This window comes from Stenotrophomonas sp. PE591, assembly GCF_018320795.1.
Taxonomy (GTDB): domain Bacteria; phylum Pseudomonadota; class Gammaproteobacteria; order Xanthomonadales; family Xanthomonadaceae; genus Stenotrophomonas; species Stenotrophomonas maltophilia.
Genome location: NZ_JAAOKO010000003.1, coordinates 392245 through 419205, shown reverse-complemented (window position 1 = coordinate 419205; position 26961 = coordinate 392245). Strand labels below are relative to the sequence as shown.

Sequence of the window (26961 nt, the reverse complement as noted above, 5' to 3'; positions counted from 1 at the left end):
ACGATCCGCGCCGTCCACCGTGACGGCGCGGGCAATGGAGGGGCTGCCCGCATGCACCACCTGCTGATCCTCGCGGCGGCACTGGCCGCACCGTCCGCTTCGTCGGTCGACAGTGCAGCCATCGATGCCGACATCGCGACCGTGGTCCGGACCGAGCATCTGCCCGGGCTGGCGATGGCGGTGGTCGAGGATGGACGGGTGGTCCATCGCCATGCAGAGGGGGCGCGCGGCGATGGCGGCCGCATCAACGAGGACACGCTGTTCAAGATCGCCTCCAACAGCAAGGCGATGACCGCCGCGCTGCTGGCGCGGCTGGTGCAGCAGGGCAGGCTGCACTGGGATGATCCGGTGCAGCGACACCTGCCGGGCTTCCGCATGCATGATGTGTGGGTGGGCGAGCAGATGCAGGTGCGCGACCTGCTGATCCACAACAGTGGCCTTGGCCTGGGCGCCGGTGACCTGATGCTGTGGCCGGAGCCGAACGCGTTCACCCGTGCCGACATCATCGCCGGCTTGGCGCATCTCAAGCCGGTCAGCAGCTTCCGCAGTCACTACGCCTACGACAACCTGATGTATGTGGTGGCCGGCGAAGTGGCGGCGGCAGCGGGTGGCAAGCCGTATGACCAGCTGATGCGCGAGCAGGTGTTCGAACCACTGGGCATGACGCGCTGCCAGGTGGGTGCGTGGTCGGTGAAACGCGTGGGCAACGTGGCACAGCCGCATGCCTGGCATGGTGAACGCAACGAGGTGGTGAACGCCGATGCTGCGATCAGCCCGGACCTGCCCTCGATGGCGGCGGGAGGCATCCGTTGTTCGCTGCGCGACATGACACGTTGGATGCAGGCGCTGCTCGATCCCGCGCTGGTGCCGGACTGGCTGGGCAGCGAGCAGCGGCGCACGCTGTGGACCCTGCACATGCCGATGCCGTTGGGTGAACGCCAGCGGCGCTGGGACAACGCGCATTTCTACGGCTATGGATATGGCTGGCGGGTGTCGGACATGGACGGGCAGTGGAAGGTGGCGCATACCGGCACGTTGTCGGGCATGTACTCGTCGCTGGCATTGCTTCCTGACCGCAGGGTCGGCGTGGTGATGCTGATCAACGGCGAAGGCGAGGATGCACGCACGGCGCTGATGCAGGCCATGCTGAAGCGCTTCACCGCACCAGACGATGCGCGCCCTGCGATGGAGTACCTGGCCGAACTGAAGGCTGACCGGGCAGCGCAGGCAGCGTCTGGCCATCAACGGCCAGCGACCACCGCCGCACAGCCGGCACGCGGCAATGACCTGCCGCGTTGGCAGGGCCGCTACTCCGACCCCTGGCTGGGCCCGGCTTCGCTGTGCCCGGGCAAGGACGGCCTGCGCTTCAGCGTGGACAAGTCGCCCCGGCTGCAGGCCACGGTGCTGCAATTGCAGGGGCGCTGGCTGCTGCGCTGGGATACGCTGGGTGACGAGGCGCAGGCGTGGCTGCAGCCGGGCCAGGGCCCGGCGCCGACACTGGACCTGCGCGCCATCGATCCGGACATCGACTTCAGCTATGACTTCCAGGACCTGCATTTCACTCGTACTGGCGACTGCCCTGGCGGCGACCGCCGACGCCGCTGAGCCACCGCGCGTTTCGCCGGCCACCGATGCGGCCAGCGCCGGATTGGTGGAAATCCGCACGTTGTCGCCAGGCATCGACATGGACATCCGATACGCCAATGCCAACAACTTCACCGGCGCGCGCGTGCCCGGCTATGAGGCGCCATCCTGCTACCTGCTGGCGCCCGTGGCGAAAGCGCTGGCGCAGGTAGAAAAGGATCTGCGCGCGCAGGGCTTTGGCCTGCGTCTCTACGACTGCTACCGGCCGGTGCGCTCGGTGCAGGCCTTCATGGCCTGGGTGAACGATCCGCGCGAACTCTCGCGCAAGGCACAGCAGTACCCGGACCTGGACAAGCCACGGCTGCTGGCCGACGGCTACATCGCCGAGCGTTCTGGCCATAGTCGTGGCGCCACGGTTGATCTTGGCCTGCTGGATTGCCGCACTGGCGCCTGCACGCCGCTGGACATGGGCACCGACTTCGATTTCTTCGGCCCGCGCGCGCATACCCGGACGAGCGGGCTGAGCACTGTGCAGCAGGCGAACCGCCAGCAGCTGGTGCAGGCGATGGCACGGCGTGGTTTCGTGAACTACCGGCAGGAGTGGTGGCATTACACCCTGCAGCCCGAACCGGATCCCGGCACCGCGTACGACGTCCCGGTACGGTAGGGGTATCGGCAGGGCTGCGCCCTGCACCCGCGGTAGTGCCGGCCGCTGGCCGGCAACATCAGACGCAACAGCAACAGCGTGCGTTCCGTGGGTTGGCTGGGCGGTGCCGGAGTGCGGGGACGCCGTAAATCCGTCCATGGAGGCTTGGCAGCCGCATCCATGCGGCTGACACCCCGCACTCCGGCACCGCCCAGCCTCTGACAGTTTCCCGCGCGGTCCGTTGTAGAGCCGAGGCCATACTCGGCTGCTCTTTGTTCATCGGCTGCTTTTTGTTCAATCGTCGAGATACTCGATTTCGATGAAGATTCATCCACGCATGGCGTGGATCTACTGTGGCTACCGGATTGGGTCCGGGGCAGATCCCTTACACTGGCCGCCTCTTCATCCCTGCCCACCCGATGAACCTTCCCCTGCACTTCGGCCTGCTCGGTACCCTGGAAGCCGGCGCCATCGCCCTGCTGGTCGGGCTGCTGGTGTACTCCCTGTGGTCGCAGCTGTGCCGGCTCCTGCACTGGACCGCGGGTCACGCGATCGGGTGGTCCTGTGTCATCGCCGTGATCATCTCCGCCGGCATCGATGCATGGAAGCTGTTCTACATGGGCATCGTGCGGCTGGAGTCGCCGCTGTACGCGCGCCTGTTCCTGGCCACCATCCACGATCCGAACGAACTCGGCAGCCGCGTGGTGCTGGAAATTGCCGGTGCGCTCGCCGGAGTTGCGCTCGGCTGGGTGTTGTTCAGTTCGCGGTCATCGGAAAAAACCGTCGACTGACGCAGGTTTTTCGTTGGTTGCCGGTTAAATCCGGCAGCGCTGAATGCGCATCTTATGAGCTGCTCACTTGCTGCTAACCACCGTGCTAATGCATGCGCGGGGGCGAGTGGTTAATGGTGCGTGTTGACGCCGGTCGCGGGGCAAAATCGATTCAGAAACGGGGTGGCAGAGTAGGTGCCGTGCGGAGACAACACGCCGCGCAACACCACCCAATTGGCAGGAGACACCCCTGATGACTATTCGCAACCGCAAGCCCCTGATCGCCCTGATCGTCGCCGCTGGCAGCGTGCTGGCCATTCCGGCGATGGCCCAGTCGGCCAAGCAGCAGGCGGCGCATGCGCAGAACGAGGCCGCACAGGCCCAGCAGGCGGCTGCACAGGCCGGCCAGGCCGCCGACCAGGCGACCAACGCTGCCGCAGCCGCATCGGCGCAGGCCAACGGCGGTGGCCAGACCTGGGCCAGCATCGATACCGATGGCAACGGCACCATCAGCAAGACCGAGGCGCAGGTGAACGCGGGCCTGGCCCAGGTGTTCGACCAGGCCGATACCAACAAGGACGGCGAGCTGAGCGCCGATGAGTACAAGGCCTATGTGGCCGCCCAGCAGGCCGGCGCCGGCGGCGCAGCGCAGGGTGCGCAGGGCAGGTAAGACCTGTATCGGGGCGTATGGGAACCCGGGCGGCTTCGGCCGCCCGGGTTTTTTTCGTCACCACGGCCCCTGTATCCTTGCGCGATGAACACCTCCACGCCTGCGCCGTCGCGCGCCATCGGCCTGGTCGGTTTTGACGGTGACGATACGCTGTGGAAGAGCGAGGACTACTACCGCAAGGCCGAGCAGGACTACCTTGACCTGCTGTCGCGCTACGTCGACGTGCACGACACCCAGACTGCGCGCCACCTGCTGGAAGTGCAGCAGCGCCACCTGGGCACCTTCGGCTACGGCGTGAAGAGCATGACGCTGTCGATGATCGAAGCGGCCATCGACATCACCGGGCAGCGCATCGAAGCGAAGGACATCCAGCGCATTCTGGATATCGGCCACGACACCCTGCGCCACCCGGTCGAACTGATCGACGGTGTGCGCGAAGCCGTGGCGGCCATCGCCGAGCACTACCCGGTGGTGCTGATCACCAAGGGCGACCTGTTCCACCAGGAAGCGAAGATCAAGGTCGCCAACCTGGGCGAGCTGTTCCCGCGCATCGAGATCGTCTCGGAGAAGGACCCGGAAACCTACGCCCGCGTGCTGGCCGAATTCGATCTGCCCATGCAGCGCTTCGTGATGGTCGGCAACTCGCTGCGTTCGGACATCGAGCCGGTGGTTACCCTGGGTGGCTGGGGCGTGCATACCCCGTACGCAGTGACCTGGGCCCACGAGACCCAGCACGGCGTGGCCGATGATGAACCGCGCATGGTCACCGCCGACACCGCCCACGACTGGCCGGCCGCACTGGCCGCGATCGAAGCCAAGGCCGCTGCGGCGGCCTGACAGGCCCCGGCGGCTGCGGCAGAATCGGGGCATGAATTACCGACTGCGCGCGTTGCTGTTGTCCCTGCTGCTGGCGCCGGCCACCGTGCTGGCCCAGCAGACCGCCGAGCGTTCGGCTGCGTATGAGGTGGCAACCGGCGACAGCTGGGTTGATGCCCAGCTGCAGGACATCAACCATTACGCCGAACGCTACCCGGATGCCTTTCTCGATGAGGTATCGCGCTATGCCGACGTGCCCCGTGGCTACATCAGCGCGCTGTTCACCACCCATGGCTGGCAGGCCGGGGACATCTATTTCGCCTGCTTCTGGGCCAAGGCCAGCGGCCAGACCTGCCGCGACAGCGTGCGCGCCTTCAGCCAGGACCCGGACGGCGGCTGGGAAGCGGTGGTGAAGCGGATGCCCACCAAGCCGGACAACCTGCATTACCGTGCCGTGCGCCACGCCATCGTGGCCAGCTACCAGCACTGGGACCGGCCGATCACCCTGGATGCCACCCTGAAGCGCCAGCTCAAGCGGTAGTGCCGGCCGCTGGCCGGCAATCGCACCCTTCCAGGCATCCGGAGATTGCCGGCCAGCGGCCGGCACTACCGGTTTGTTTCATGTTGCTCTGCATATCGCCGCCGCGCCGCGCTCCGGCGACAATACGGGTCCGAGCTGTTCCCCCGTTCCCGTAATCGAGTGACTGATGAGCGCCTCTTTGGTTTCGCCTGATGTGATCCGCCGCCTGTTCGCACAGGCCATGTCCCGCATGTACCGCACCGAAGTGCCGCTGTACGGCACGCTGGTGGAACTGGTGGAGCGGATCAACGCGCAGGTACTGGAGCAGGATCCGGCGCTGGCCGCGCAGCTGCAGCGCAACGACGAGCGCGCACGCCTGGATGAAGAGCGCCACGGCGCGATCCGCGTCGGCACCGTGCAGGAACTGGCGACGCTGCGCCGCCTGTTCGCGGTGATGGGCATGCACCCGGTCGGCTACTACGACCTGTCGGTCGCGGGCGTGCCGGTGCATTCCACCGCGTTCCGCCCGCTCACCGGCGCCGCGCTGGCACAGAATCCGTTCCGCGTGTTCACCTCGCTGCTGCGCCTGGAGCTGATCGAAGACGAAGCGCTGCGTGCCGAGTCCGCGCGCATCCTCGAACACCGCCGCATCTTCACCGAGGGCGCCCTGGCGCTGATCGACCAGGCCGAGCGTGACGGTGGCCTGGCGCAGGCCGATGCCGAGCGCTTCGTCGAGGAAGCACTGGGAACCTTCCGCTGGCACGGCGATGCCACGGTCGACCTGCCGACCTACCACGCGCTGCACAACGCGCATCGGCTGGTGGCCGACGTGGTCAGTTTCCGTGGCCCACACATCAATCACCTGACCCCGCGCACGCTGGACATCGACGCTGCGCAGGCGGCGATGATCGAACACGGCATGGCGGCCAAGGCGGTGATCGAGGGCCCGCCGCGCCGCGCCTGCCCGATCCTGCTGCGCCAGACCAGCTTCAAGGCACTGGAAGAGGCCGTGCATTTCCCGGATGCGGACGGTGGCGATGCCGGCACCCATACCGCGCGCTTCGGCGAGATCGAACAACGCGGCCTTGCGCTCACCCCGAAGGGCCGCGCGCTGTACGACCAGCTGCTGTCGCAGGCACGCGATGCCGGTGGCGAAGGCAGTACCGGTGGCGACTACGGCCAGCGCCTGCAGGCGGTGTTCGCCAGCTTCCCGGATGACCATGACACGCTGCGCCAGGAAGGACTGGGCTACTACCGTTACCAGCTGACCGACGCCGGCCGCGCCGCGCCGGAACGCGTGGCCGATCTGCCTGCCGAAGTGCTGGTGGCCGCCGGCCTGGCCACGGCCGACCCGATCGTCTATGAGGATTTCCTGCCGGTCAGTGCCGCGGGCATCTTCCAGTCGAACCTGGGTGGTGAAGAACAGCGCGCCTATGCCGCACATGCCAACCGCGAGGCCTTCGAGCAGGCGCTGGGCGTGGCGGTGCATGACGAGTTCGAGATCTACGAGCGGCTGCAGGCCGAATCGCTGGATGCGCTGCGCACCTGATCGGGACCGCTTGGGTGCGTGTGGTGGGTGCGGACCTTGGTCCGCACTGATGTATCCGGGCTCCAGAGCAAATGCAGTGCGGACCAAGGTCCGCACCCACCGGAAGCTGGCGGCGCCGGGCCATGCCCGGCGAACCGACAATAATCAGCCCTTCATCGTTCCGGTATCCAGCCAACGCTGGTGCCACGACAGCGCTTCCGGCAGCAAGTGCGGGGTGTGCTTGCCGTAGCTCTCGCGGCTGGCGCGGTCGAAGTAATCCTGCAGCTGCGGACGGAAGTCCGGATGCGCGCAGTTGTCGATCAGCACCTGCGCGCGCTTGCGCGGGGTCAGGCCACGCAGGTCGGCCAGGCCCTGTTCGGTGACGATCACCGACACGTCGTGCTCGGTGTGGTCGACATGGCTGGCCATCGGCACGATCGCCGAAATGGTGCCGTTCTTCGCGGTGGACGGGCTCAGGAACGCCGACAGGAAACCGTTGCGGGCGAAGTCACCGGAACCGCCGATGCCGTTCATGATCCGTGAGCCCATCACGTGCGTCGAATTGACGTTGCCGTAGATGTCCACCTCGATCATGCCGTTCATGCCGATGCAGCCCAGGCGGCGCACCAGTTCCGGATGGTTGGAGATTTCCTGCGTGCGCATGATGATGCGCTCGCGGTAGAAATCGATGTTCTCCTTGAACGTCTCGTTGGCCTGCGGGCTCAGCGCGAAGCCGGTGCACGAAGCGTAGCTCAGCACGCCGTCGCGCAGCAGGTCGAGCATGCCGTCCTGGATCACTTCGGTGAACGCGGCCAGGTCGCGGAAACCGCTCTTGGCCAGACCGGCCAGCACCGCGTTGGGAATGTTGCCCACGCCCGACTGCAGCGGCAGCAGGTTCGGCGGCAGGCGGCCCTTCTTCACCTCATGCTTGAGGAACTCGATCAGGTGCGAGGCGATCTGTTCGCTGGTCGCATCGATCGGGCTGAACGGGCTGTTGCGGTCCGGGCCGTTGGTGCGCACCACGGCCACGATCTTGTCCGGGTCGCAGCGCAGCGCGGTGTCGCCGATGCGGTCGTTGGCGTTCACCAGCGGAATCGGCTTGCGGTGCGGCGGCAGCGCGGTGCCGTAGTAGATGTCATGCATGCCGTCGACGCCGGCCGGCTGCCATTCGTTGACCTCGACGATCACCTTCCTGGCCAGGTCCAGCCAGGTCTTGTTGTTGCCGACCGAGGTGGAAGGCACCAGCGAGCCGTCCTCGCGGATGGCCGAGACTTCGATCACGGCGGTATCGATCTCGCCGTAGAAGCCGAACCACACGTGCTGGGCAACGTGGCTGAGGTGGATGTCGATGTAATCCAGCTTGCCCTCGTTGATGCGGTTGCGCGCATCCGGGTCGCTCTGGAACGGCATGCGCATGGCGATGCCATCGGCCTTGGCCAGCGCGCCATCGAGTTCCGGCGCGGTGGAGGCGCCGGTCATCAGCTTGATCTGGAAAGGGTTGCCCTGGGCATGCACCGCTTCAATGCGGCGGGCCAGTTCGACGGGAACGGCCTTGGGATACCCGGAGCCGGTAAAGCCGCTCATGGCCACGGTTTCACCGGGCTGGATCAGCGCGGCTGCGGCCTCTGCGGAGACCACGCGGTCACGGAGACGCGCGTTGGCGATGCGATCAACAGACATGACGACACGTGTTGCTGGGGGGAATTCCGATTATCGGCCATCCTCATCCGTACGGGGGGTTCTACCTTCGTGGAATGGCTTTTCCCCAGGGGCTCACCCAAACCCGTCGGTTTTGTTTTGCAGTGCAGCGTGCAAAGTGCTTTCGCAGCCCGCACGATGGCCCTGCATCCCGACGTGGGGGAGGGAGCAGAGCCCGCTGGCAGTTCGCTGCAAGCGGGCTTTTTTATTGCCTGTCGCCCAGTATGAATACGCGGCCTCCATTGTTGGTAATGCCGGCCGCTGGCCGGCAGATCCGTTGACTTGGTAGTGCCGGCCGCTGGCCGGCAGATCCGATGATGCTGCCGAAGGTTACCGAGGTTGCCGGCCAGCGGCCGGCACTACCGGGTCCGTTGCGTCCCGACCGGGTCGATACAATCAGCCCATGACCCTCGCCCCCGCTGATCTGCCCGTCTCCCTGCAGCCTCTTGTCGACCGCGCCCTGGCGCGCCTGGCCCAGGTCCTGACCGAGCCCATCCCGGCCGACCTGCTGCCGTTGCTGACCCGGCTGGCGGTGGCCAGCGACTTCGCGCTGGACACCCTGGTGCGTCAACCCGCGCTGCTGGCGCAGCTGGCCGCGCCCGGCTGCCCGCCGATCCCGGCGCCGGTGCTCGACCCGCTGCAGCCCAGCGACTGGCCGGCACAGCTGCGGCGCTGGCGTGCGGCGATGTCCACACGGCTGATCTGGCGCGACCTTGCCGGGCTGGACGACGTGGCGCAGACCCTGGCCGGCGCCACCACCCTGGCCGAAGACTGCCTGCGGCTGGCGCTGGAGGCCCTGCAGCAGGAATTCGCCCAGCGCCACGGCGTCATCGCCGATGACCAAGGCACGCCGCAGCAACTGGTCGTGTTCGGCCTCGGCAAGCTGGGCGGCGGCGAGCTCAACTTCAGTTCCGATATCGATCTGGTCTACGCCTATCCGCACGGGGGCGAATCCGATGGCCCGCGCGCGCTGGCCGCCGAAGAGTATTTCGCCCGCCTCGGCCAGCGCCTGGCCAAGCTGCTGGACGAAACCACCGTCGATGGCTTCAGCCACCGTGTCGACCTGCGCCTGCGCCCGTTCGGCAGCGCCGGCCGCGTCGCGCTGTCGTTCGCGGCGATGGACCAGTATTTCCAGCGCGAGGGCCGCGACTGGGAACGCTATGCGTGGCTGAAGGCGCGCGCGGTGGCCGGCGACATCGCCGCCGGTGAAGCGTGGCTGCAGACCCTGCGCCCGTTCGTGTACCGCCGCTATCTCGATTTCACCGCGCTCGATGGCCTGCGCGAAATGAAGGCGGCGATCACCGCCGAGGTCGCGCGCCGCGAGTTGCACGAGGACATCAAGCGTGGCGCCGGTGGCATCCGCGAAATCGAATTCCTGTGCCAGGCACTGCAGCTGATCCGCGGTGGCCGTGAACCGGCACTGCGCGAGCGTCGCCTGCTGGTGGCGCTGGATGCACTGGTTGCCGCCGGACAGATCGCGCCCGAGGATGGCGCCGCACTGCGCGAGGCTTACCTGTTCCTGCGCCGGCTGGAGAACCGCTTGCAGATGCTGCGCGACGCGCAGACCCACGTACTGCCCAGTGACGCGCTGGACCGCGAACGCATCGCCGTCGGCCTCGGCTATGCGGACTGGGACGTGCTGCGCGCGGCGTTGGCCGAACAGCAGCAGCGGGTCAGTACTGAATTCGCCGCGCTGCTGGCGCCGCGCAAGGGCCAGGCCGCGCCCGACGCGCTGGCCAACTACTGGCGCAGCCTGCCCGAAGGCAGCAACGCACCACTGCTGGCCGAAGCCGGCTTCCTCGATGCCAACGGCGCAGACCAGTCACTGCGCGATTTCGCCCAGGGCACCGGCGTGAAGTCCTTGTCCGATGCCGCGCGTGCGCGGCTGGATCGCGTGCTGCCCGCACTGCTGCATGCGGCCACGCGCTCGCCACAACCCGACGCCGCGCTCAAGCGTGTGCTTGGCCTGCTGCAGGCGGTGCTGCGCCGGACCAGCTATCTCGCGCTGCTGGACGAGCAGCCCAGCGCGTTGGCGCGGCTGGTCGATGTGCTGGCGCGCAGCGCGCTGCTGGCCGAGCGCCTGGCGGCGTATCCGCTGCTGTTGGACGAACTGCTGGACGTACGCGTGTCCGGTCCGATGCCGGATGCCGCCGGCATGCTGGCCGAGTGCCAGCAGGTGCTGGCGGTGGAAGATCCCGAATCCGCGCTGCGCTGGCTCAACGAGACGCGGCTGGCGCTCAGCTTCCGCATGGCGATGGCTACGCTGGATGGCCGCCAGGGCGCGGTGGACAGCACCCGGCAACTGGCCGAACTGGCGCAGGCGGTGGTGGTCACCGTGCTGGCGATGGCTGAAGCGGACATGCACGCCGCACACGGCGGAATTCCCGGCGGACGTTTCGCGATCATCGGCTACGGCAGCCTGGGTGGGCTTGAACTGGGCTTCGGTTCCGACCTGGACCTGGTATTCCTGCATGACAACCCGGCCGGCGTGGATGCCAGTGATGGCGCGCGCCCGCTGGAGCCTGCCCGCTGGTATGCACGCCTGGCGCAGAAAGTGATGGCGCTGCTCGGTGCAGTCACGGCTGCCGGGCGCCTGTACGACATCGACGTGCGCCTGCGCCCGGACGGTGGCAAGGGTTCGCTGGTGTCTTCGCTGGCCAGTTACACCGAGTACCAGCGCGAGCGCGCGTGGACCTGGGAACACCAGGCCTTGGTGCGCGCACGCGGCGTGGCCGGTGATGCCAGCCTGCTGGCCGACTTCGAGCAGGTGCGTGCACAGACGCTGGGGCGTGAGCGCGACATGGGTGTGCTGTATGCCGACGTGCTGAAGATGCGCGGCCGCATGCGCACTGAACTGGACCGCAGCGATGCCGCGCGGCTGGACCTGAAGCAGGGTGCCGGTGGCGTAGTGGACCTGGAGTTCCTGCTGCAGACCGGCGTGCTGGCGCGCAGTGCGCAGCATGCGGTGCTGCTGCAGCCGCGCGATACACCGTCGTTGATCGATGCGTTGGCGGTTGCCGGTTTCCTGCCGGAAGGCACCGCGCAGGCACTGCATGGAGCGCATGCCACGCTGCTGGACGTGGGCCTGGCCTGCACGCTGGACCGGCGCCCGCGGTTGGCGCCGACCACGCCCGCGATTGACGACGCGTGTGCCGCGATTACGGCAGCGTGCAGAGCGGCGGAGCTGCCGTTCGCCTGAGCGGGGGCAAATGCTGCAACCACTTTGGGTGGGTGCGGACCGTTGGTCGGCACCCACCGGATCAATGGCCCTGAGATGGCCCGCTTCTGGTAGGTGCCGACCGTTGGTCGGCACAATCTGTCGGCAGCGATGAGTTCTGCAGGGCGTGCCGACCAACGGTCGGCACCCACCGGATCAATGGCCCTGCGATGCCCGCTCCTGGTAGGTGCCGACCGCTGGTCGGCACAATCTGTCGGCAGCGATGAGTTCTGCAGGGCGTGCCGACCAACGGTCGGCACCCACCGGATCAATGGCCCTGCGATGCCTGCTTCTGGTAGGTGCCGACCGCTGGTCGGCACAACCTGTCGGCAGCGATGAGTTCTGCAGGGCGTGCCGACCAACGGTCGGCACCCACCGGATCAATGGCCCTGCGATGCCCGCTCCTGGTAGGTGCCGACCGCTGGTCGGCACAATCTGTCGGCAGCGATGAGTTCTGCAGGGCGTGCCGACCAACGGTCGGCACCCACCGGATCAATGGCCCTGCGATGCCTGCTTCTGGTAGGTGCCGACCGTTGGTCGGCACAATCTGTCGGCAGCGATGAGTTCTGCAGGGCGTGCCGACCAACGGTCGGCACCCACCGAATCAATGGCCCTGCGATGCCCGCTCCTGGTAGGTGCCGACCGCTGGTCGGCACAATCTGTCGGCAGCGATGAGTTCTGCAGGGCGTGCCGACCAACGGTCGGCACGCACCGGATCAATGGCCCTGCGATGGCCCGCTTCTGGTAGGTGCCGACCGTTGGTCGGCACAATCCGCCAGCGGTAATGAACCCCGATGGAGCGTGCCAACCAAGGTCGGCACCCACCAGAGCATGTGCGGTCAGCTGGTGGCCCGCAGCGGCGCCATCTTCCACAACAACGCGCGGAACGGGGCCAGCAGGCAGACGCCGATCGCCAGCTTCACCGCCAGGTCGCCGGCGGCCCAGCTCACCCACGGCAGGGCGGAACCGGCAAACGCGATCGACCAGAAAATGGTGGTATCCACCGTCGCGCTGCAGGTGGTGGCCACCATCGGTGCGCGCCACCAGCTGCCACGACGCAGGCGGTCGAACACGGTGATGTCCAGCAGCTGCGCCACGATGAAGGCCGAGCACGAGGCAATGGCGATGCGCGGCGTGGCCACCCACACCGACAACACCACCGCCACCAGGAAGCCGATCCACGCCACGCGGCGCGCCGGGCCCGGGCCGAAGCGGCGGTTGATCAGGTTGCTGACCAGGAACGCGACCGGATAGCTGAAGGCACCCCAGGTCAGCCAATCGTTGATCGGGTACTGCACCAGTACGTTGGACAGCAGCACCACCGCGCCCATCGCCAGTACCGCCAGCACCAGGGCGCGGGCGGTCAGCGGGGCAAAAAGAGGGGCAGGACGCACGGACATGGCGAGCCAGGGGGACAAAGGAGATCGCCCATTATCCGCCCGGCCCGCGGCAAAGCCAAAACCGGTCGTTCAGCTTTACAGCGCTTCGCTCATCACATCGCCAGCGGCGTAGGCGGTGGGCACGTAAGCCAGTGCCTGGCCCTGCGCGCTTTTCACGGTCCAGCCGGCACCGGCTTCGGTGGGGTCGAAGTGCACCTGCTGGCCGACCACGAAGCCTGCCGCCTGGTCTTCACGCACGCGCGCCGGCCAGCGCAGGGTGGCGGTCTGGTCGGCCTTGTCCGGCACCTGCAGCTGTACCTGGCGCTCGCCCTCCGGCGTGGTCTCCACCTTCTTCACCTCCATCGGCGGCAGCGGCACTGCCTTGGTGCGCGTGGCCCGGCCGTTGCGTTCGCTGGCCTTGAACGGCGCCTTGGACAGTTCTGACAAGCCCATCGAGGCCGCCAGTGGCAACGACAGCACCACGAACGACGTTACGATCACGCTGGCCTCGCTGCTGTTCAACTGCGGCGCGGCGCCAGCATGGACAGTGGGCACCAGCAGCGCCGAGAGCAGCAGGGCGGACGCGGGAATGCGCAGGCAACGGAACATGGAGACCTCCTGGTCAACGTGGGGGCGGCGGCTCAGCGCCGGGTATCGAAGATGTCGCGCGGGCCGGTGGCCTCGGGCAGGTATTCCAGTGGGCGGCCCTGGTTGTCCTTCACCTGCCAGCCCTGGTCGGTGCCGGTCGGCTCGAAGTTCACGGTCTGGCCCACGGTGAACTGCACGGCGGGATCGCCGGGGCGCTTCGGCCACTGCATCGACGCGGTGTTCTGCGGGTTGCTGGCATCGCGCAGCAGTACTTCGCGGCGGCCGTCGACGGTGGTGGCGATGGCGCTCACCTGCATCTGCGGCAGCTTCACCGATGCGCCGTGGCCGGGCGGCAGCCCGGCATCCCGGGCTTCCTTGGCAGCGGCGGCGCGCGCGGAAGCAACCAGGGGCGCGGACATTTCCAGGCTCGGCCCCTGCGGACCCGGGTCCTGCAGGATGATGATGCGGCGTTCGGCATGGGCGGTGTTCGCGCCGAGCAGGCCGGCAATGATCACCATCGACATCAGGGAAACAGGCAGCGGACGCATGTCGTTCTCCTCGCGGGATTCAGGGCGTGGCGGCAGCAGCACCGGCCACCGGCACATGGGGGATCACCAGTTCCTGTTGCAGCTGGCTGCGCTGGTGCAGGAAGTCGAATACCGATTCCACCGTCACCACCGAATAGTTGCCGGAAATGCGTTCGCCGGCGGGGTGGTCGGTGGTGGTGGCGTTTGCAATGAACAGGCGCGCACCCACGCGCTTGCCCAGGCCGATATGCAGCACGCTGGGCTGGTACTTCTGCTGGCGCAACCACTGCTGCGCCTGTTCGCGCTTGACGATGGCCGGCGCGCCATCGGCCTGCGCCATCGCCGCGCCCAGCACCTCCAGTACCCACTGGTTGGAGTTCTGGTAGTCGGTGGCGAACGGATAGGCGACCACGTTGTACCTGGTCTCGTGCAGCGCCTTGGGCTGGATCGACGGCGACACCAGCATCGCCTTCAATACAGCACGCAGCGGCGCCGACGGCACGCCGATGCGCAGGTCGGTATGCCCGCCGCTCTCGCCGACGAAGTTGCCCAGGCCCTCGTGGTACAGCTGCGAGCTGTCGGTCTTGCAGCGGTTGAGCAGGTGCATCGCGCGCCAGCGGCCGTCGTCCTCGCGCAGCAGGAAGGCCAGGTGGCTGTGACGCAGGCCGTAGCGGCTCAGGTCCTGGCCACCGCGCGCGGCGATCACCACGTCCACATCAGGCAGCGCATCGAGACGCTCGGCGGTGGTCCAGGCCACGTCCAGCATCGCCGCCTGCGCGGCCACGCTCGGGTAGCGCTCGCGGCATTCGGTGCTGTTGGCCCAGGCCGGTGCAGTCGCCAGCAGGCTGGCGATCAGCAGCGCGGCGCGGGGCAGACGGGAAAAACGATCCATGTCGATACCTTCAACGGCGGGCAGGCCCGCGCGCCGATCATACGCCGGTCAGCGCAGCGGGCGGTCCAGGCCCTTGCGCTGGAGTTCCTTGTCGCAGGCGTCGCTGATCGGGGCCACCGGCAGCGGCGGGCGCTGACCAGTCTTCGGATCGCGCAGCGCCGGCTGTTCGCGGTACGCGTCCAGCTGCTGCTGGCATTGATACGAGATCGGATCCAGCTCGGTGGGCGTGGTCGAGCAGGCGGCGAGCAGGGCCAGGGGCAGCAGGAGCAGGGTGCGCATGAAGACGTTCAGCGTGATGGGGGACGCTGGACTCTAACCGCACAGTCGGATCGAAATGTTCAGAAAACGCTGCGCACCCGGTAGTGCCGGCCGCTGGCCGGCAACGTCAGGATCTTCGTTAGCGCGTAGAGCATTGCCCGCCAGCGGCCGGCACTACCCCAATGCCAGACGCTGTTTCACTTCCGCCGCCACCCGCGCGGTCTCGCGCAGTGGTTCGATGCGGTCGTACTGCCAGTCCAGCCAATGCGCCTGCAGCCGCCCGCGCTCGCGCAGCTGCTGCTGGAAGCGCGCCAGCCGGCCTTGCGCGGTCTCGGCCAGCGCCACCATCACCGGCATGCGCGTGGCGCAGGCTTCAGACAGCAGGTTCACCGAATCGGGCGAGACCACCACGCGGTTGGCCCAGCCGAGCAGGCCGCCATAAGGATTCGTACCGTCGCCGCCGTCGCCCCAGATCACATGCGGCAGGTCGGCGAACGTCGCGCGCAGGATCTCGGCCAACGCCGGCGGCGTGCGTCGCGAGGTGGTCGCCAGCAGGCTGCCGCCTTCGCTGCGGATCTGCCCGGCCAGCGCCTGGAACACGCCCACCATCGCCGTTTCATCCCACGGCGCCAGCGGCGTCGGTCCACCGACAAGCAGCGCGGTGCGCGGGCCGGGCAAGGTACTGAAGCCGGCAAACGCGGCGCGGCCCCAGGCCAGCCAGTCGTCGTCCACCGGGTTGAGGCTGCCGAGCAGGGTCAGCACGTTGCTGCCACGCAGGGCATCGTGTTCGGGCACCACCACCACATCCCAGTGGCGTGCGCCGATGCGTGGGTCGAGGATCTGCACCACCTGGCTGCCACGTGCCCGCAGGACGCGCAGTGCGCCGGCGGCCTGGCGGCCACAGCCGATCGCCAGCGCCGGGGCCTCGGCGGCCAGTGACGCGAAAGCCTCGCCATAGCCGTTCACATCACCCGGCAGGCGCCGCGGCGACAGCCAGCGCCAGGGTGCGCGGGGCTGCAGGACCAGCGGTCGGTGGGTGCCCTGGCGCAGCGCCGAGGCCAGCGCGACCGCCTGGCGGACATTGCCCGCACGGCCGTCAGTGACCGTCCATGGCGCGCTCGATCGTTTCACCATTGGCATTAATTCGTTTCAGCCCTGCTGGGTGTTGCAACAGTCGCGACACTCTACACTGCGGCTCGTCGTTTCGCCCCGCGCCGCCCGCGGGCACTGACTTCCCTTAGCCGCCCTGGAGATCCACCGATGTCCCACGTGCTCGACGCTGCTGCCCTCGACCAGCTGTTCCGTACTGCCCGCACCCAGAACGCCTTCCTCGACAAGCCGGTCCCGGCCAGCCTGCTGCAGGAACTGTACGACCTGGTGAAGTGGGGCCCGACCGCCGCCAACACCACGCCCGCCCGCTTCGTCTTCGTCACCTCGAAGGAAGCCAAGGCCAAGCTGGCCCCGGCTCTGTCCGAAGGCAACCACGACAAGACCATGGCCGCTCCGGTCACCGCCATCATCGGCTTCGACCTGGATTTCCACGAGAAGCTGCCGTACCTGTTCCCGCACACCGATGCCAAGGCCTGGTTCGACGGCCCGCAGGAAGGCCGCCACGAAGCCGCCCTCCGCAACGGCAGCCTGCAGGGCGCCTACCTGATCCTGGCCGCACGCGCGCTGGGCCTGGATGCCGGCCCGATGTCCGGCTTCGACCCGGCCAAGGTCGACGAAGCTTTCTTCGCCGGCACTTCGATCAAGTCGAATTTCCTGGTCAACCTGGGTTACGGTGACCCGGCGGGCCTGTTCCCGCGTCTGCCGCGCCTGTCGTTCGACGAAGCGGCGCGCATCGCGTAAGTCGTTGTATCGGTTTCGGGCCTGCTGTCCCGTGGCAGGCTCTTGCTGCACCGTGTACCCACCCTACGATCCGGAGAGTTCCTCAGATGAGCGCCACCCGTAAACTGCTGCTGCCGCTGGCCCTGACCCTGGCCATCGCCGCCTGCTCCAAGCCGGCCGACACCGCTGCCCCGGCTGCCGATGCCGCCGCCCCGGCCACCACCGAGCAGGCCGCCACCCCGGCCGCCGCTGCCGCGCCGGCCGCCGAAGCGATCAAGATCGCCTCGGGCACCTACAAGCTGGACCCGACCCACACCGACGTGCTGGCTCAGTGGAGCCACTTCGGCTTCTCGAACCCGAGCGCGCACTTCGGCAACGTCGAAGGCACCCTGGTGTACAACGCCGAAGACGTGACCAAGTCCACCGTGGAAGTGAAGCTGCCGCTGAGCGGCCTGAACAGCTTCACCGCCAAGTTCGACGAGCACCTGAAGAGCGCCGACTTCTTCGACGCCGCCAAGTTCGCCGATGCCACCTTCAAGAGCACCAAGGTGGAAGCGGCCGGCACCAACAAGCTGACCGTCACCGGTGACCTGACCATCAAGGGCATCACCAAGCCGGTCACCCTGGACGTGACCGTCAACGGCGGCGGCGAGCACCCGATGGCCAAGGTTCCGGCCGCCGGCTTCGATGCCACCACCACCCTGAAGCGCAGCGATTTCGGCGTCGGCGCGTATGCCCCGAACGTCAGCGATGAAGTGAAGATCCGCATCACCACCGAAGCCACCGGCGAAAAGCCGGCGGCTTGATGCACCCCGCTAACTCGTCGTGAGAAGGCAGAAGGCCCGCTGAAAAGCGGGCCTTCTTTTTGGGCTCCGGTAGAGCCGGCCGCTGGCCGGCTGCATGCGGGGTGCCCGATGATGAGGGGTTGCCGGCCAGCGGCCGGCACTACCCGGTAGACGCCAACCTGCATCTGGTGGGTGCGGACCGTTGGTCCGCACGATCCCTCAGCGCAGCGCGCCCAACCATGCCACGCACGCTTCGCTCGGGCTCTGCTTGGCCTTCACCGCCAGCCCGCTCACGCGCACGAAGGTCTGCGCGGCCTGCGCCACCACCTGGCGTGCGATCAGCGCCGCCTGCTTGGTCGCGGCCTGCTGCTTGCGCAGCTGCACGATGTGCACCGACGGCCGGCCCACCGGCGCGTATTTCTGGTCGCGGCGCAGTACATCGGCCACCTGCGCTACCTCGAATTCGGCCTGCAGGTAGCGGTGCTGTGCCTCCACCAGCTCACGCAGCGGCGTGCGCAGTGCGGCGGTGTCGGCGAAGGCGGCCAGTGCCGCATCGCAGGCGGCGTCATCGGCAAAGCGGGTACGCAGCGCGTCCACGCTGGCCAGGGTCAGTTTGGCCATGTGGGCCTCGTCGCTGCAGGAAAGAGCGCGATTGTCGCATTGCCGGCTCGGTCGTGCCGGCCATCGGCCGGCAATCGCATGGGAATGTGCGGACCAACGGTCCGCACCCACCGAGGGCAGAGAGCAGCCGAGCGTGGGCAGGCCCCTACAATGGCGCAGCCGCAACCACGGAAGGAAGACCCATGCAGGACGCGCAGTACTGGTTGAACGAATTCTGGTCGGGCCTGAGCGTGCTCGATCTGCTGGGCGGTAGCCTGCTCGGCACGCTACTTGGCCTGGTGCTGGGCATCCTCGGCTGGCGCTGGCTGCATCACCGTGGTTGGTTGCAGCGGTGCAAGCGCTGGCATCACTGGCTGCTGGCCAGCTACGTGGTGGTGCTGCCGCTGGCCACCGCCTTCTTCGGGCTGCAGCTGGGCTTCACTGCTGGTGCGCATCGCGCGCTGTTCAAGCAGCTCGATCATTTCCAGCCGCACCTGCAGACCCTGGTGGAAGGCTGGAGCGAAGGCTTCACCGACTCGCTGGACGACCCGCGCATGCGCGAGGCCTTGCGCAGCCAGGGCACGGTGGGTGATGTCGCCGACACCATTGCCTCGGCCTATCTCAGCGAACATCCGTTGCCAGGCCTTGATCGTCTTGGCAACGGCCCGTTGGCGCGCGGCACCGGCTGGGTGATCGGCAAGGTGCGCGAAGGCCTGCTGCGCGGCATGGTGGAAGACACGCTGGTGGACAAGGCCGGCACGGTCGGGCTGGAGCCCGAGGTGGTGCGTGAAGCGCTGACCATGCATGTGGATGAGCTGCTGCACACCCGTGGTGTGCTGCGGCTGGTGAAGGCGCAGATCAACGGCATGATGCCCGGCGTGTATTTCGGGTTGCTGTTGCCGTTGTTGATCATCGCGCTGTTGGTGGCGCTGGAGATCTGGGCCGCGCAGCGGTTCGGGTGGGCGCAGCAGGTGGTAGTGCCGGCCGCTGGCCGGCAATTGCAGGTTCCTGCCGAAGGTTCATGAGGTTGCCGGCCAGCGGCCGGCACTACCTGTCGGAGGGCGTGCGGATGCTGGCGCTGGAGATCTGGGCCGCGCAGCGGTTCGGGTGGACGCGGCGGGAGGTAGTGCCGGCCGCTGGCCGGCAATTGCGGGTTCCTGTTGAAGGTTCATGAGGTTGCCGGCCAGCGGCCGGCACTACCTGTCGGAGGGCGTGCGGATGCTGGCGCTGGAGATCTGGGCCGCGCAGCGGTTCGGGTGGGCGCGCCGGGTGGTAGTGCCGGCCGCTGGCCGGCAATTGCAGGTTCCTGCCGAAGGTTCATGAGGTTGCCGGCCAGCGGCCGGCACTACCTGTTGCAGGGCGTGCGGACCAACGGTCCGCACCCACCAAGCAGGGGCCGCACCCACCAAGCAGGGTCCGCACCCACCGTCTTTGGATCAATCGCCGTCGGTTTCGTCCGGGTGGGCCTTCCAGTAGCCGGTCGAACGAATCCAGTCGCGCGGCACGCCCAGGTGGCCTTCGATGAACTTGCGCATCATCCGTGCGCGGCGCGATTCGGTGGCGATCCAGTAGAAGACATCGCCGTCCGGGGCCTCGAAGTCGGTCAGCATGTCTTCCAGCAGCGTGCTGGTGGCCGCCGGGAAGCCATTGCGCTCCAGCCAGTGGATGCGCACATTCTCGTACTGCGGCAGGTCCTGGCGTTCGGCCTCATCGCTCACTTCAATGAAGGCCTGCACCTCGGCACCGTCCGGCAGCACGTCCAGCCAGCGGGCGATGGCCGGCAGCGCGGTTTCATCGCCGATCAGCACATAGGCATCAAAGCTGTCGGCCACCACGAACGAGCCGCGCGGGCCGCCGATCACCAGCACGTCGCCCGGCTGGGCCCGCTCGGCCCACGGCCCGGCAATGCCCTGGTCGTGCAGTACGAAGTCGATGGCCAGCTCGCCGGTCTCGTGGTCCCACCAGCGTGGGGTGTAGTCGCGGGCCGGCGAGGGCTCCTTGCCGGCCGGATAGCTGCGGCCTTCGGCGGTGGCCACCGGCAGCACCATCTCGCCGCTGGCGTTGGGGAAAAACAGCTTGATGTGGTCGTCGGCGCCGGGCGAATCGAAACCGGCCAGCTCGGCGCCACCCAGCACGATGCGGCGCATGTGCGGGGTGACCTCTTCGGTGCGCAGCACGGTCAGTTCACGGAAGCGCACATCCAGGCGCAGGCGCGTGTTGTTGTGTTCGGTCATGGGGTTACCTGCAAAGGTGTCGCGCGGGGGCGCGCGGCGTAGGGGAGACCTGGCTGGAGTCAGTCTGGCTGGGTCGTTGAAATGGGTGGGCTCTCGCTACCGGCCGTACCGTTGAGCAGCGCGGATGCCCGCGTCAGCAGCGCCGCCACTTCTTCCGCCTCACCCTCGGCCCAGCGGCCGTGGTGATGCACCAGCGCCCGCTTGAACTCGCGCAGGGCACCGGCCAGCGGCGGCGGCAGCGAGGCCTTGGTGATCTCGCGGGCGCGGTCGAAGGCACGTCGCTGCGCCAGGCGCACCTGGGTGCGCTGCACCTTCAGCTCGAACTCGCCGGCGGCGGTGATGCGGAAGATCCGCTTGCCGTCCACTTCCTCGGCCTCGATCCAGCCGGCCTGCTCGAAGCTGGCCAGCAGCGGGTACATGGTGCCGGCGCTGGGCGTGTAGGCCTGCATGAACTGGTTGCTGATCAGCTGCATCAGCTCGTAGCCATGGCGGGGTTGCTCGCCGATCAGGGCCAGCACCAGCAGGCGCAGGTCGCCGCGGCTGAGCACCCGCGGCTGGCCGTTGCGGCGCGGCACTTCCGGATTGGTGGAACGGGCTCTGGGAGAAGCGGTACGGCTCATTTCGATATATCGGTAAACGAGTGTGCAAACGATATATCGATATATCGAAGCCGGCAATCATCGATCCGGCCACAAGCGGGTCAGTTTTGGGCCACGGCCAGCCCCGCGCACAGCAAAAGGGGCGCCCCTTGCGAGGCGCCCCGGGCAACGCTGTGGAAGGGAGCGAGGCAGGGCCAGACGGCGGACCGAAGCGGGCGAGGCCAACACTCGAGGCCTACCCTGAGGGCAGGGTGGGGGCCAATCCAGAGGCAGGTGCGACACGTTGTCGCCGGTTCAGCGCCGGCACGCGCAGCCGATACAGGTGGGCATGGCGCTGCCCTACAACCGTCATCGGCAGCGGTAACACTGCGTCCTGCACATGGGCGCAGCGGCCCGCAAGCGACAGCCCGCGCAGCCACCAAGGCCCGCCGCAGGGCCTTCAGCGGCCCCGGCAAGCCCCTTGCGGACACTGGCCGGTTGCATCCATACGCCTGCGTAGCCAAGTGACGAAAGCCCTTGGTGCGCTACACTTTGCGGTCTAGAAATCTATACAACAGTCGCGCGCGTGCGTGCGGTTATGGGAGCGCTAATGAACTGGTTGAACGAGGTGCTGAACAACGACCCGAATCCTGTGGAAACCCAGGAGTGGATCGAGTCGTTGAAGGCCGTTATTGATGTCGAGGGCTCCGAGCGCGCGCATCAGCTGCTGGAAGGCATGGTGGAACTGACCCGTCGTTCGGGCGCCTACCTGCCGTTCTCTCCCACCACCGAATACGTCAACACCATCGAACCGCAGTTCGAGGCCAAGAGCCCGGGCAATGCCGAGCTGGAATGGCGCATCCGTTCGATCATCCGCTGGAACGCGATGGCCACCGTGGTCCGCGCCAACCGCAAGCCGGGTGACCTGGGCGGCCACATCGCCTCGTTCGCCTCCGGCGCCACCCTGTACGACGTGGGCTTCAACCACTTCTGGCGCGCCCCGAGCGAAAACCACCCGGGCGACCTGCTGTTCATCCAGGGCCACAGCGCCCCGGGCATCTACGCGCGTTCCTTCCTGGAAGGCCGCATCAGCGAAGAGCAGCTGGACAAGTTCCGCATGGAAGTGGACGGCGGTGGCCTGTCCTCGTACCCGCACCCGTGGCTGATGCCGGACTACTGGCAGACCCCGACCGTGTCGATGGGCCTGGGCCCGCTGGCCGCCATCTACCAGGCGCAGTTCATGCGCTACCTGGAAAACCGTGGCCTGATCGAGAAGTCCGACCGCAAGGTGTGGTGCTTCATCGGCGACGGCGAGAGCGACGAGCCCGAAACCCTGGGTGCCATCGCGCTGGCCGGCCGTGAAGGCCTGGACAACCTGATCTTCGTGGTGAACTGCAACCTGCAGCGCCTGGACGGTCCGGTGCGCGGCAACGGCAAGATCATCCAGGAACTGGAAGGCGTGTTCCGTGGCGGCGGCTGGAACGTGATCAAGCTGCTGTGGGGCGGTTACTGGGATGCCCTGCTGGCCAAGGACACCAACGGCGTCCTGAAGAAGCTGATGATGGAAACCGTCGACGGCGAATACCAGAACTGCAAGGCCTTCGGCGGCGCGTACACCCGCGAGCATTTCTTCGGCAAGTACCCGGAAACCGCTGCGATGGTCGCCGGCCTTTCCGACGACGACATCTGGCGCCTGAACCGTGGTGGCCACGACCCGCACAAGGTGTACGCCGCCTACCACCAGGCCGTGAACACCAAGGGCATGCCGACCGTCATCCTGGCCAAGACCGTGAAGGGTTACGGCATGGGCAGCGCCGGTGAGGCACTGAACCCGACCCACCAGACCAAGAAGCTGGACGACGAGGCGGTGCGCCACTTCCGCGACCGCTTCAACATTCCGGTGACCGACGCGCAGCTGGCCGACGGCCAGGTGCCGTTCTACCACCCGGGCCCGGATTCGCCGGAAGTGCAGTACCTGCAGGAACGCCGTGCCGCACTGGGCGGTTACCTGCCGCAGCGCCGCCGCAAGGCCGACAAGACCTTTGTTGCCCCGAAGCTGGAAGCCTACGAGCGCCTGCTGAAGAGCAGCGGCGAGCGCAGCTACTCGACCACCATGGCCTTCGTGCAGAGCCTGAACATCACCCTGCGCGACAAGGAACTGGGCCCGCACATCGTGCCGATCGTGGCCGACGAAGCCCGTACCTTCGGTATGGAAGGCCTGTTCCGCCAGATTGGCATCTACGCGCCGTTCGGCCAGAAGTACAAGCCGGTCGACGCCGACCAGCTGATGTTCTACCGCGAAGACCAGAGCGGCCAGGTGCTGCAGCAGGGCATCAGCGAGCCGGGTGCGATCAGCTCGTGGATGGCCGCCGGTACCAGCTACTCGGTCAGCAACGTGCCGATGCTGCCGTTCTACATCTACTACTCGATGTTCGGCTTCCAGCGCGTGGGCGACATCGCCTGGCAGGCCGCCGACATGCGTACCCGCGGCTTCCTGCTGGGTGGCACCGCCGGCCGCACCACGCTGAACGGTGAAGGCCTGCAGCACGAAGATGGCTTCAGCCATCTGGTGGCCGGTGGCATCCCGAACGTGCGCAGCTATGACCCGACCTTCGGCTTCGAAGTGACGGTGATCCTGCAGCACGGCACCAAGCGCATGATGGAAGACCAGGTGGACGAGTATTACTACGTCACCCTGATGAACGAGAACTACATCCACCCGGAAATGCCGGAAGGTGCGGCCGAAGGTATCGTCAAGGGCATGTACCTGCTGACCGACGCCGGCAAGCCGAAGAAGGGCGAGCTGCGCGTGCAGCTGCTGGGCTCCGGCACCATCCTGCGCGAAGCCATTGCCGCCGCCGAGCTGCTGGACAAGGACTTCGGCGTGACCGCCGACATCTGGAGCTGCCCGAGCTTCAACGAACTGCGTCGCGATGGTTTCGACGTGGAGCGTGCCAACCGCCTGCATCCGGAAGGTGAGCAGCGCAAGGCCTACGTGACCGAGCTGCTGGAAGGCCGCCAGGGCCCGGCGATTGCCGCTACCGACTACGTGCGTGCGTATGCGGACCAGATCCGCGCGTTCGTGCCGATGAGCTACACGGTGCTGGGTACGGATGGGTTTGGTCGCTCGGATACGCGTGCGAACCTGCGCCGGTTCTTTGAGGTGGATCGCTACTACATCGCGCATGCCGCGATTGCGGCGCTGGCGAAGGAAGGGAAGATGACCGCGAAGGATGTGGCCCGGGCGATCAAGCAGTACAAGATTGATCCGGAGAAAGCTAATCCTGTTGGGGTTTGACTGAGATAGAAACTCGAGGGCCGAACGAGATGCTTCGGCCCTCTATACATGAAGGGGTAAGGAATGGAAATCCAAGATGTACAGCAAGGTGGCGATAGTGAATTGACGGCTGACGGCGATCACGATTCCGTCGCGGCTTGGGCTTGGGAAGAATTACTGAATCCGAAGCGGCGCAAGGAGATCGCGCGATCCACTGATACCTCCAATAATGAAGCTTCAGCGGCCAAGGACGCCTCTGGGCGAAAAGAGGTGCGGACTGCAATTGAGAGGGATCACGACCGTATTCTCTTCTCAACGCCGGTACGTCGTCTTGCCGACAAGACCCAAGTTTTCCCGTTAGATAAAAACGACAGTGTTCGTGATCGTCTAACTCATTCGATCGAAGTATCCAACTTGGCTCGTAGCTTCGGTACTATTCTTGCTGAAAGGCTGGATGTTTCCGGTTTTCCGACGGCGCACCGCGATCTGCCTGCGCTTTGTGCAGCCATTGGACTTGTGCACGATCTAGGCAATCCGCCTTTCGGTCACCAGGGTGAGGCCGCTATCCAGCACTGGTTTGCTAGTAATCCCAGATTGATTTCTACGCTGACAGAAGCACAGCGGCGCGACTTCTCATCTTTTGAAGGCAATGCGCAGGGATTTCGACTGGTCACTAAGCTACAGCTCCTTAATGACAACTATGGTTTGGATCTGACGTACGCTTCACTCGCTGCCATGATGAAGTATCCCGTTCAGTCATGCGACGTGAGCGACAAAAAATGCGCATCTAAGAAGCATGGATTCTTCCAGTCCGAAAAGCCAATTGCTGAAGAGGTCATGAAAGCTGTTGGCCTTGATCTCGGAAGACGTCATCCACTCGCATATGCGATGGAGGCCTGTGATGACATCGCTTACTGCGTATTTGATGCTGAAGATTGCATTAAGAAGGGATTGGCATCAATTTCTGATCTTCATGAATGGCTAAAGCATGAGTGCAGAGTTGATGGGAAAGATGACGAGTTGGTTTTTGCGCTCGTTAAGTTCAGTGAGAAAAAGACTGGCGAGTACAGGGCGCGTGGTGAATTTTCACCCAGTGAGCTTAATGATATTTCAATGCAACGCTTTCGCGCTGAGGCAATTGGCCTATTTATGGACTCGGCTGTCAGTGCGTTTGTGAAAGGGCAAGAGAAGTTTGCAGATGGTACGGAGAGCAGATCCTTGCTTGATCTGTCTGCGGCAAAGGCATTGCGAAAGTGTTTAAAGAGCTTCTCGCTGAAACACGGCTATACGCATAGATCTGTCTTGAAGGTTGAGCTTACTGGTTTCAATGTAATTAATCGGTTGATGGATATGTTCTGGGCGGCCATTACCGATCGAGAGTCGTTCGATGATCCGAAATCAAAGCGTAAGCATCCCTTTACAAGGCTTGCTTATGAGCGGATTTCTGAAAATTATCGTCGGGCGTTTGAGAATCCCCAAGGTGCCTCGGCGGATCTTCCAATGCGCTATCGGGAGGCTCAGCTTCTTACAGATATGATAGCTGGCATGACGGATTCATTTGCAATGGACCTTTGCGAAGAGCTAGAGGGTGTCATTGGCGATTTCAGTCTACAGTGCTACAAAGAATAGATGTTGAATAATCGGCTAAGAAAAATTCTAGATAATTTCTTGTTTCCGCCCTCGGATATCGAAAGGAGAAGGGGGGTGGCCGGTTTTATGGCTGAGGTCTCTGTAATTCTGCCTGACACGGTTATTTTTGGTGGAGTTGTTAGAGAGTTTTCTTTGGGGCATGCCAAGGATTTTTGCTCGGATCTTGATTTGGTCACGCGCCACTCGAGGGGTAATATCGAGAGATTCCTTCAGGGTAGAGATTGGGTAAGAAATAAATTTGGAGGTTATCGTGTTCTCCAGGATAAGTGGATGTATGACCTTTGGTCACTGGAGGATACCTGGGCCGCGCGGGCAGGATACATCGCATGTTCGGATTTTGATGACCTGCTTAGAACCACATTTTTTGATATTGACTCGGCAGCGTTCCATATATCTTCGCGCCGTCTAATTATGAGCGCGGCCCACGTAGAGGCTGTGAGGTCGAAGAGATTGGGGATCAATCTTGCTGAAAATCCATCTCCCTCCGCAATGGCTAGGCGCGCGGTCCGGATGGCGATGAGGAATGAACTTTCGCTTTCGAGGGAGCTTGCTGATTACGTGGTTTCTAATTATTGTTCAGCCCAACCCAACTCACTCGAAAGTGGGTATGTGCATTCTTTGAAGCGGTTGCTTGATGCAGGAGAGTGTGAGCTTGTTCACCCGGAAATTCAGCCGGACTTTTTTCGTGTGTATTAACTAAAAAATGGATTGATTCCTAAGTTGCGGGTCCCTGGCGCTGGCCCCCCTCGAGCCTGTTGACCAAGGTGGTACTCCTTCTCGACTCAGTTCTGGAGGGATGGAAAGTGGACAAGGGACGTCCACCGTTTTTGTCTCCGGATTTGAATGATCTCGAGAACCAACGCCAAGTTGCGTCGGGCGATCCAGCGCTTGATCTCTTCTCCCATCATTGAGCT

General features: G+C 65.6%; 24 protein-coding genes. 14 read left to right on the top strand and 10 right to left on the bottom strand.

Translation table 11 applies throughout. The features are described 5' to 3' along the window. Positions 1-51 precede the first annotated feature (51 nt). From JLDANKMP_RS11670 to JLDANKMP_RS11640, 7 genes are all read left to right on the top strand, one after another. Positions 52-1605 (top strand): serine hydrolase domain-containing protein, encoded by a 1554-nt coding sequence (locus tag JLDANKMP_RS11670; protein ID WP_212561162.1) that lies wholly within the window; start codon positions 52-54, stop codon positions 1603-1605. Beyond that, positions 1538-2251: a M15 family metallopeptidase gene (locus JLDANKMP_RS11665; RefSeq protein ID WP_212561161.1), complete on the top strand. Its 714-nt coding sequence runs from the start codon at positions 1538-1540 to the stop codon at positions 2249-2251. Before JLDANKMP_RS11670 ends, JLDANKMP_RS11665 begins: the two co-directional genes overlap by 68 nt. A gap of 398 nt (positions 2252-2649) precedes the next feature. Then, the gene (locus JLDANKMP_RS11660; protein ID WP_049403718.1) at positions 2650-3021 is read left to right on the top strand and encodes a hypothetical protein; all 372 of its coding nucleotides are present in this window, start codon (positions 2650-2652) and stop codon (positions 3019-3021) included. A gap of 232 nt (positions 3022-3253) precedes the next feature. Then, the gene (locus tag JLDANKMP_RS11655; protein ID WP_005407824.1) at positions 3254-3670 is read left to right on the top strand and encodes an EF-hand domain-containing protein; all 417 of its coding nucleotides are present in this window, start codon (positions 3254-3256) and stop codon (positions 3668-3670) included. A gap of 84 nt (positions 3671-3754) precedes the next feature. Next, entirely contained in the window at positions 3755-4507 is a 753-nt protein-coding gene (locus JLDANKMP_RS11650) for an HAD family hydrolase (RefSeq protein WP_012478958.1), read from the top strand. A 31-nt stretch (positions 4508-4538) separates the two neighbouring features. Continuing rightward, entirely contained in the window at positions 4539-5027 is a 489-nt protein-coding gene (locus JLDANKMP_RS11645) for a hypothetical protein (RefSeq protein ID WP_212561160.1), read from the top strand. Between the two features lie 166 nt (positions 5028-5193). Then, complete coding sequence (locus tag JLDANKMP_RS11640; protein WP_212561159.1) at positions 5194-6555, top strand: VOC family protein; 1362 nt, start codon at positions 5194-5196, stop codon at positions 6553-6555. Between the two features lie 144 nt (positions 6556-6699). On the opposite strand, the gene JLDANKMP_RS11635 is transcribed toward JLDANKMP_RS11640, so the two are convergent. Then, the gene (locus tag JLDANKMP_RS11635; RefSeq protein WP_212561158.1) at positions 6700-8214 is read right to left on the bottom strand and encodes an acetyl-CoA hydrolase/transferase family protein; all 1515 of its coding nucleotides are present in this window, start codon (positions 8212-8214) and stop codon (positions 6700-6702) included. Positions 8215-8635: 421 nt separating this feature from the next. Between JLDANKMP_RS11635 and glnE the strand changes: the two genes are divergently transcribed. Next, the gene (gene glnE, locus JLDANKMP_RS11630) at positions 8636-11431 is read left to right on the top strand and encodes a bifunctional [glutamate--ammonia ligase]-adenylyl-L-tyrosine phosphorylase/[glutamate--ammonia-ligase] adenylyltransferase (RefSeq protein ID WP_212561157.1); all 2796 of its coding nucleotides are present in this window, start codon (positions 8636-8638) and stop codon (positions 11429-11431) included. A gap of 857 nt (positions 11432-12288) precedes the next feature. On the opposite strand, the gene JLDANKMP_RS11625 is transcribed toward glnE, so the two are convergent. From JLDANKMP_RS11625 to JLDANKMP_RS11600, 6 genes are all read right to left on the bottom strand, one after another. After that, on the bottom strand, positions 12289-12849 hold the full coding sequence (locus JLDANKMP_RS11625; RefSeq protein WP_005412055.1) for a queuosine precursor transporter: 561 nt from the start codon (positions 12847-12849) through the stop codon (positions 12289-12291). Positions 12850-12924: 75 nt separating this feature from the next. Further along, the gene (locus tag JLDANKMP_RS11620; RefSeq protein ID WP_212561156.1) at positions 12925-13437 is read right to left on the bottom strand and encodes a hypothetical protein; all 513 of its coding nucleotides are present in this window, start codon (positions 13435-13437) and stop codon (positions 12925-12927) included. 32 nt (positions 13438-13469) lie between these two features. Continuing rightward, entirely contained in the window at positions 13470-13964 is a 495-nt protein-coding gene (locus JLDANKMP_RS11615; protein ID WP_043035716.1) for a hypothetical protein, read from the bottom strand. 19 nt (positions 13965-13983) lie between these two features. Continuing rightward, a complete protein-coding gene (locus JLDANKMP_RS11610; RefSeq protein WP_005412057.1) occupies positions 13984-14835 on the bottom strand; it encodes a DUF2145 domain-containing protein in 852 nt (283 codons plus the stop codon). 48 nt (positions 14836-14883) lie between these two features. Next, positions 14884-15114 (bottom strand): hypothetical protein, encoded by a 231-nt coding sequence (locus tag JLDANKMP_RS11605; protein WP_005407834.1) that lies wholly within the window; start codon positions 15112-15114, stop codon positions 14884-14886. 153 nt (positions 15115-15267) lie between these two features. Next, complete coding sequence (locus JLDANKMP_RS11600; RefSeq protein ID WP_049417673.1) at positions 15268-16227, bottom strand: mitochondrial fission ELM1 family protein; 960 nt, start codon at positions 16225-16227, stop codon at positions 15268-15270. A 126-nt stretch (positions 16228-16353) separates the two neighbouring features. On the opposite strand from JLDANKMP_RS11600, the gene JLDANKMP_RS11595 reads away from it, so the two are divergent. Both JLDANKMP_RS11595 and JLDANKMP_RS11590 read left to right on the top strand, forming a co-directional pair. Continuing rightward, on the top strand, positions 16354-16944 hold the full coding sequence (locus tag JLDANKMP_RS11595; RefSeq protein WP_212561155.1) for a malonic semialdehyde reductase: 591 nt from the start codon (positions 16354-16356) through the stop codon (positions 16942-16944). 86 nt (positions 16945-17030) lie between these two features. After that, entirely contained in the window at positions 17031-17729 is a 699-nt protein-coding gene (locus tag JLDANKMP_RS11590; RefSeq protein WP_212561154.1) for a YceI family protein, read from the top strand. A gap of 198 nt (positions 17730-17927) precedes the next feature. Here the strand turns inward: JLDANKMP_RS11590 and JLDANKMP_RS11585 are convergent, their stop codons facing one another. Beyond that, a complete protein-coding gene (locus JLDANKMP_RS11585; RefSeq protein WP_049397243.1) occupies positions 17928-18329 on the bottom strand; it encodes a hypothetical protein in 402 nt (133 codons plus the stop codon). A 182-nt stretch (positions 18330-18511) separates the two neighbouring features. Between JLDANKMP_RS11585 and JLDANKMP_RS11580 the strand changes: the two genes are divergently transcribed. Further along, positions 18512-19333, top strand: a complete 822-nt coding sequence (locus tag JLDANKMP_RS11580; RefSeq protein WP_212561153.1) for a hypothetical protein — start codon at positions 18512-18514, stop codon at positions 19331-19333. Positions 19334-19744: 411 nt separating this feature from the next. Here the strand turns inward: JLDANKMP_RS11580 and JLDANKMP_RS11575 are convergent, their stop codons facing one another. Both JLDANKMP_RS11575 and JLDANKMP_RS11570 read right to left on the bottom strand, forming a co-directional pair. Beyond that, positions 19745-20542 carry a siderophore-interacting protein gene (locus tag JLDANKMP_RS11575; RefSeq protein ID WP_212561152.1) on the bottom strand — a complete coding sequence of 266 codons (798 nt, stop codon included), beginning with the start codon at positions 20540-20542 and terminating at the stop codon, positions 19745-19747. Positions 20543-20601: 59 nt separating this feature from the next. After that, complete coding sequence (locus JLDANKMP_RS11570) at positions 20602-21162, bottom strand: PadR family transcriptional regulator (RefSeq protein WP_024957161.1); 561 nt, start codon at positions 21160-21162, stop codon at positions 20602-20604. 568 nt (positions 21163-21730) lie between these two features. Here JLDANKMP_RS11570 and aceE point away from each other — a divergent pair. The 3 genes from aceE to JLDANKMP_RS11555 all read left to right on the top strand — a co-directional run bounded on the left by aceE (position 21731) and on the right by JLDANKMP_RS11555 (position 26743). Beyond that, complete coding sequence (gene aceE / locus JLDANKMP_RS11565) at positions 21731-24418, top strand: pyruvate dehydrogenase (acetyl-transferring), homodimeric type (protein ID WP_212561151.1); 2688 nt, start codon at positions 21731-21733, stop codon at positions 24416-24418. A gap of 63 nt (positions 24419-24481) precedes the next feature. Next, complete coding sequence (gene dgt / locus JLDANKMP_RS11560; protein ID WP_212561150.1) at positions 24482-26026, top strand: dGTP triphosphohydrolase; 1545 nt, start codon at positions 24482-24484, stop codon at positions 26024-26026. A gap of 75 nt (positions 26027-26101) precedes the next feature. Further along, complete coding sequence (locus tag JLDANKMP_RS11555; RefSeq protein ID WP_212561149.1) at positions 26102-26743, top strand: hypothetical protein; 642 nt, start codon at positions 26102-26104, stop codon at positions 26741-26743. Positions 26744-26961: the final 218 nt, after the last annotated feature.

Bases quoted from the DNA above. Each gene is read 5' to 3' on its own strand.
- JLDANKMP_RS11670 (WP_212561162.1), top strand. From the start codon at position 52: ATGCACCACCTGCTGATCCTCGCGGCGGCACTGGCCGCACCGTCCGCT.
- JLDANKMP_RS11665 (WP_212561161.1), top strand. From the start codon at position 1,538: ATGACTTCCAGGACCTGCATTTCACTCGTACTGGCGACTGCCCTGGCG.
- JLDANKMP_RS11660 (WP_049403718.1), top strand. From the start codon at position 2,650: ATGAACCTTCCCCTGCACTTCGGCCTGCTCGGTACCCTGGAAGCCGGC.
- JLDANKMP_RS11655 (WP_005407824.1), top strand. From the start codon at position 3,254: ATGACTATTCGCAACCGCAAGCCCCTGATCGCCCTGATCGTCGCCGCT.
- JLDANKMP_RS11650 (WP_012478958.1), top strand. From the start codon at position 3,755: ATGAACACCTCCACGCCTGCGCCGTCGCGCGCCATCGGCCTGGTCGGT.
- JLDANKMP_RS11645 (WP_212561160.1), top strand. From the start codon at position 4,539: ATGAATTACCGACTGCGCGCGTTGCTGTTGTCCCTGCTGCTGGCGCCG.
- JLDANKMP_RS11640 (WP_212561159.1), top strand. From the start codon at position 5,194: ATGAGCGCCTCTTTGGTTTCGCCTGATGTGATCCGCCGCCTGTTCGCA.
- JLDANKMP_RS11635 (WP_212561158.1), bottom strand. From the start codon at position 8,214: ATGTCTGTTGATCGCATCGCCAACGCGCGTCTCCGTGACCGCGTGGTC.
- glnE (WP_212561157.1), top strand. From the start codon at position 8,636: ATGACCCTCGCCCCCGCTGATCTGCCCGTCTCCCTGCAGCCTCTTGTC.
- JLDANKMP_RS11625 (WP_005412055.1), bottom strand. From the start codon at position 12,849: ATGTCCGTGCGTCCTGCCCCTCTTTTTGCCCCGCTGACCGCCCGCGCC.
- JLDANKMP_RS11620 (WP_212561156.1), bottom strand. From the start codon at position 13,437: ATGTTCCGTTGCCTGCGCATTCCCGCGTCCGCCCTGCTGCTCTCGGCG.
- JLDANKMP_RS11615 (WP_043035716.1), bottom strand. From the start codon at position 13,964: ATGCGTCCGCTGCCTGTTTCCCTGATGTCGATGGTGATCATTGCCGGC.
- JLDANKMP_RS11610 (WP_005412057.1), bottom strand. From the start codon at position 14,835: ATGGATCGTTTTTCCCGTCTGCCCCGCGCCGCGCTGCTGATCGCCAGC.
- JLDANKMP_RS11605 (WP_005407834.1), bottom strand. From the start codon at position 15,114: ATGCGCACCCTGCTCCTGCTGCCCCTGGCCCTGCTCGCCGCCTGCTCG.
- JLDANKMP_RS11600 (WP_049417673.1), bottom strand. From the start codon at position 16,227: ATGGTGAAACGATCGAGCGCGCCATGGACGGTCACTGACGGCCGTGCG.
- JLDANKMP_RS11595 (WP_212561155.1), top strand. From the start codon at position 16,354: ATGTCCCACGTGCTCGACGCTGCTGCCCTCGACCAGCTGTTCCGTACT.
- JLDANKMP_RS11590 (WP_212561154.1), top strand. From the start codon at position 17,031: ATGAGCGCCACCCGTAAACTGCTGCTGCCGCTGGCCCTGACCCTGGCC.
- JLDANKMP_RS11585 (WP_049397243.1), bottom strand. From the start codon at position 18,329: ATGGCCAAACTGACCCTGGCCAGCGTGGACGCGCTGCGTACCCGCTTT.
- JLDANKMP_RS11580 (WP_212561153.1), top strand. From the start codon at position 18,512: ATGCAGGACGCGCAGTACTGGTTGAACGAATTCTGGTCGGGCCTGAGC.
- JLDANKMP_RS11575 (WP_212561152.1), bottom strand. From the start codon at position 20,542: ATGACCGAACACAACAACACGCGCCTGCGCCTGGATGTGCGCTTCCGT.
- JLDANKMP_RS11570 (WP_024957161.1), bottom strand. From the start codon at position 21,162: ATGAGCCGTACCGCTTCTCCCAGAGCCCGTTCCACCAATCCGGAAGTG.
- aceE (WP_212561151.1), top strand. From the start codon at position 21,731: ATGAACTGGTTGAACGAGGTGCTGAACAACGACCCGAATCCTGTGGAA.
- dgt (WP_212561150.1), top strand. From the start codon at position 24,482: ATGGAAATCCAAGATGTACAGCAAGGTGGCGATAGTGAATTGACGGCT.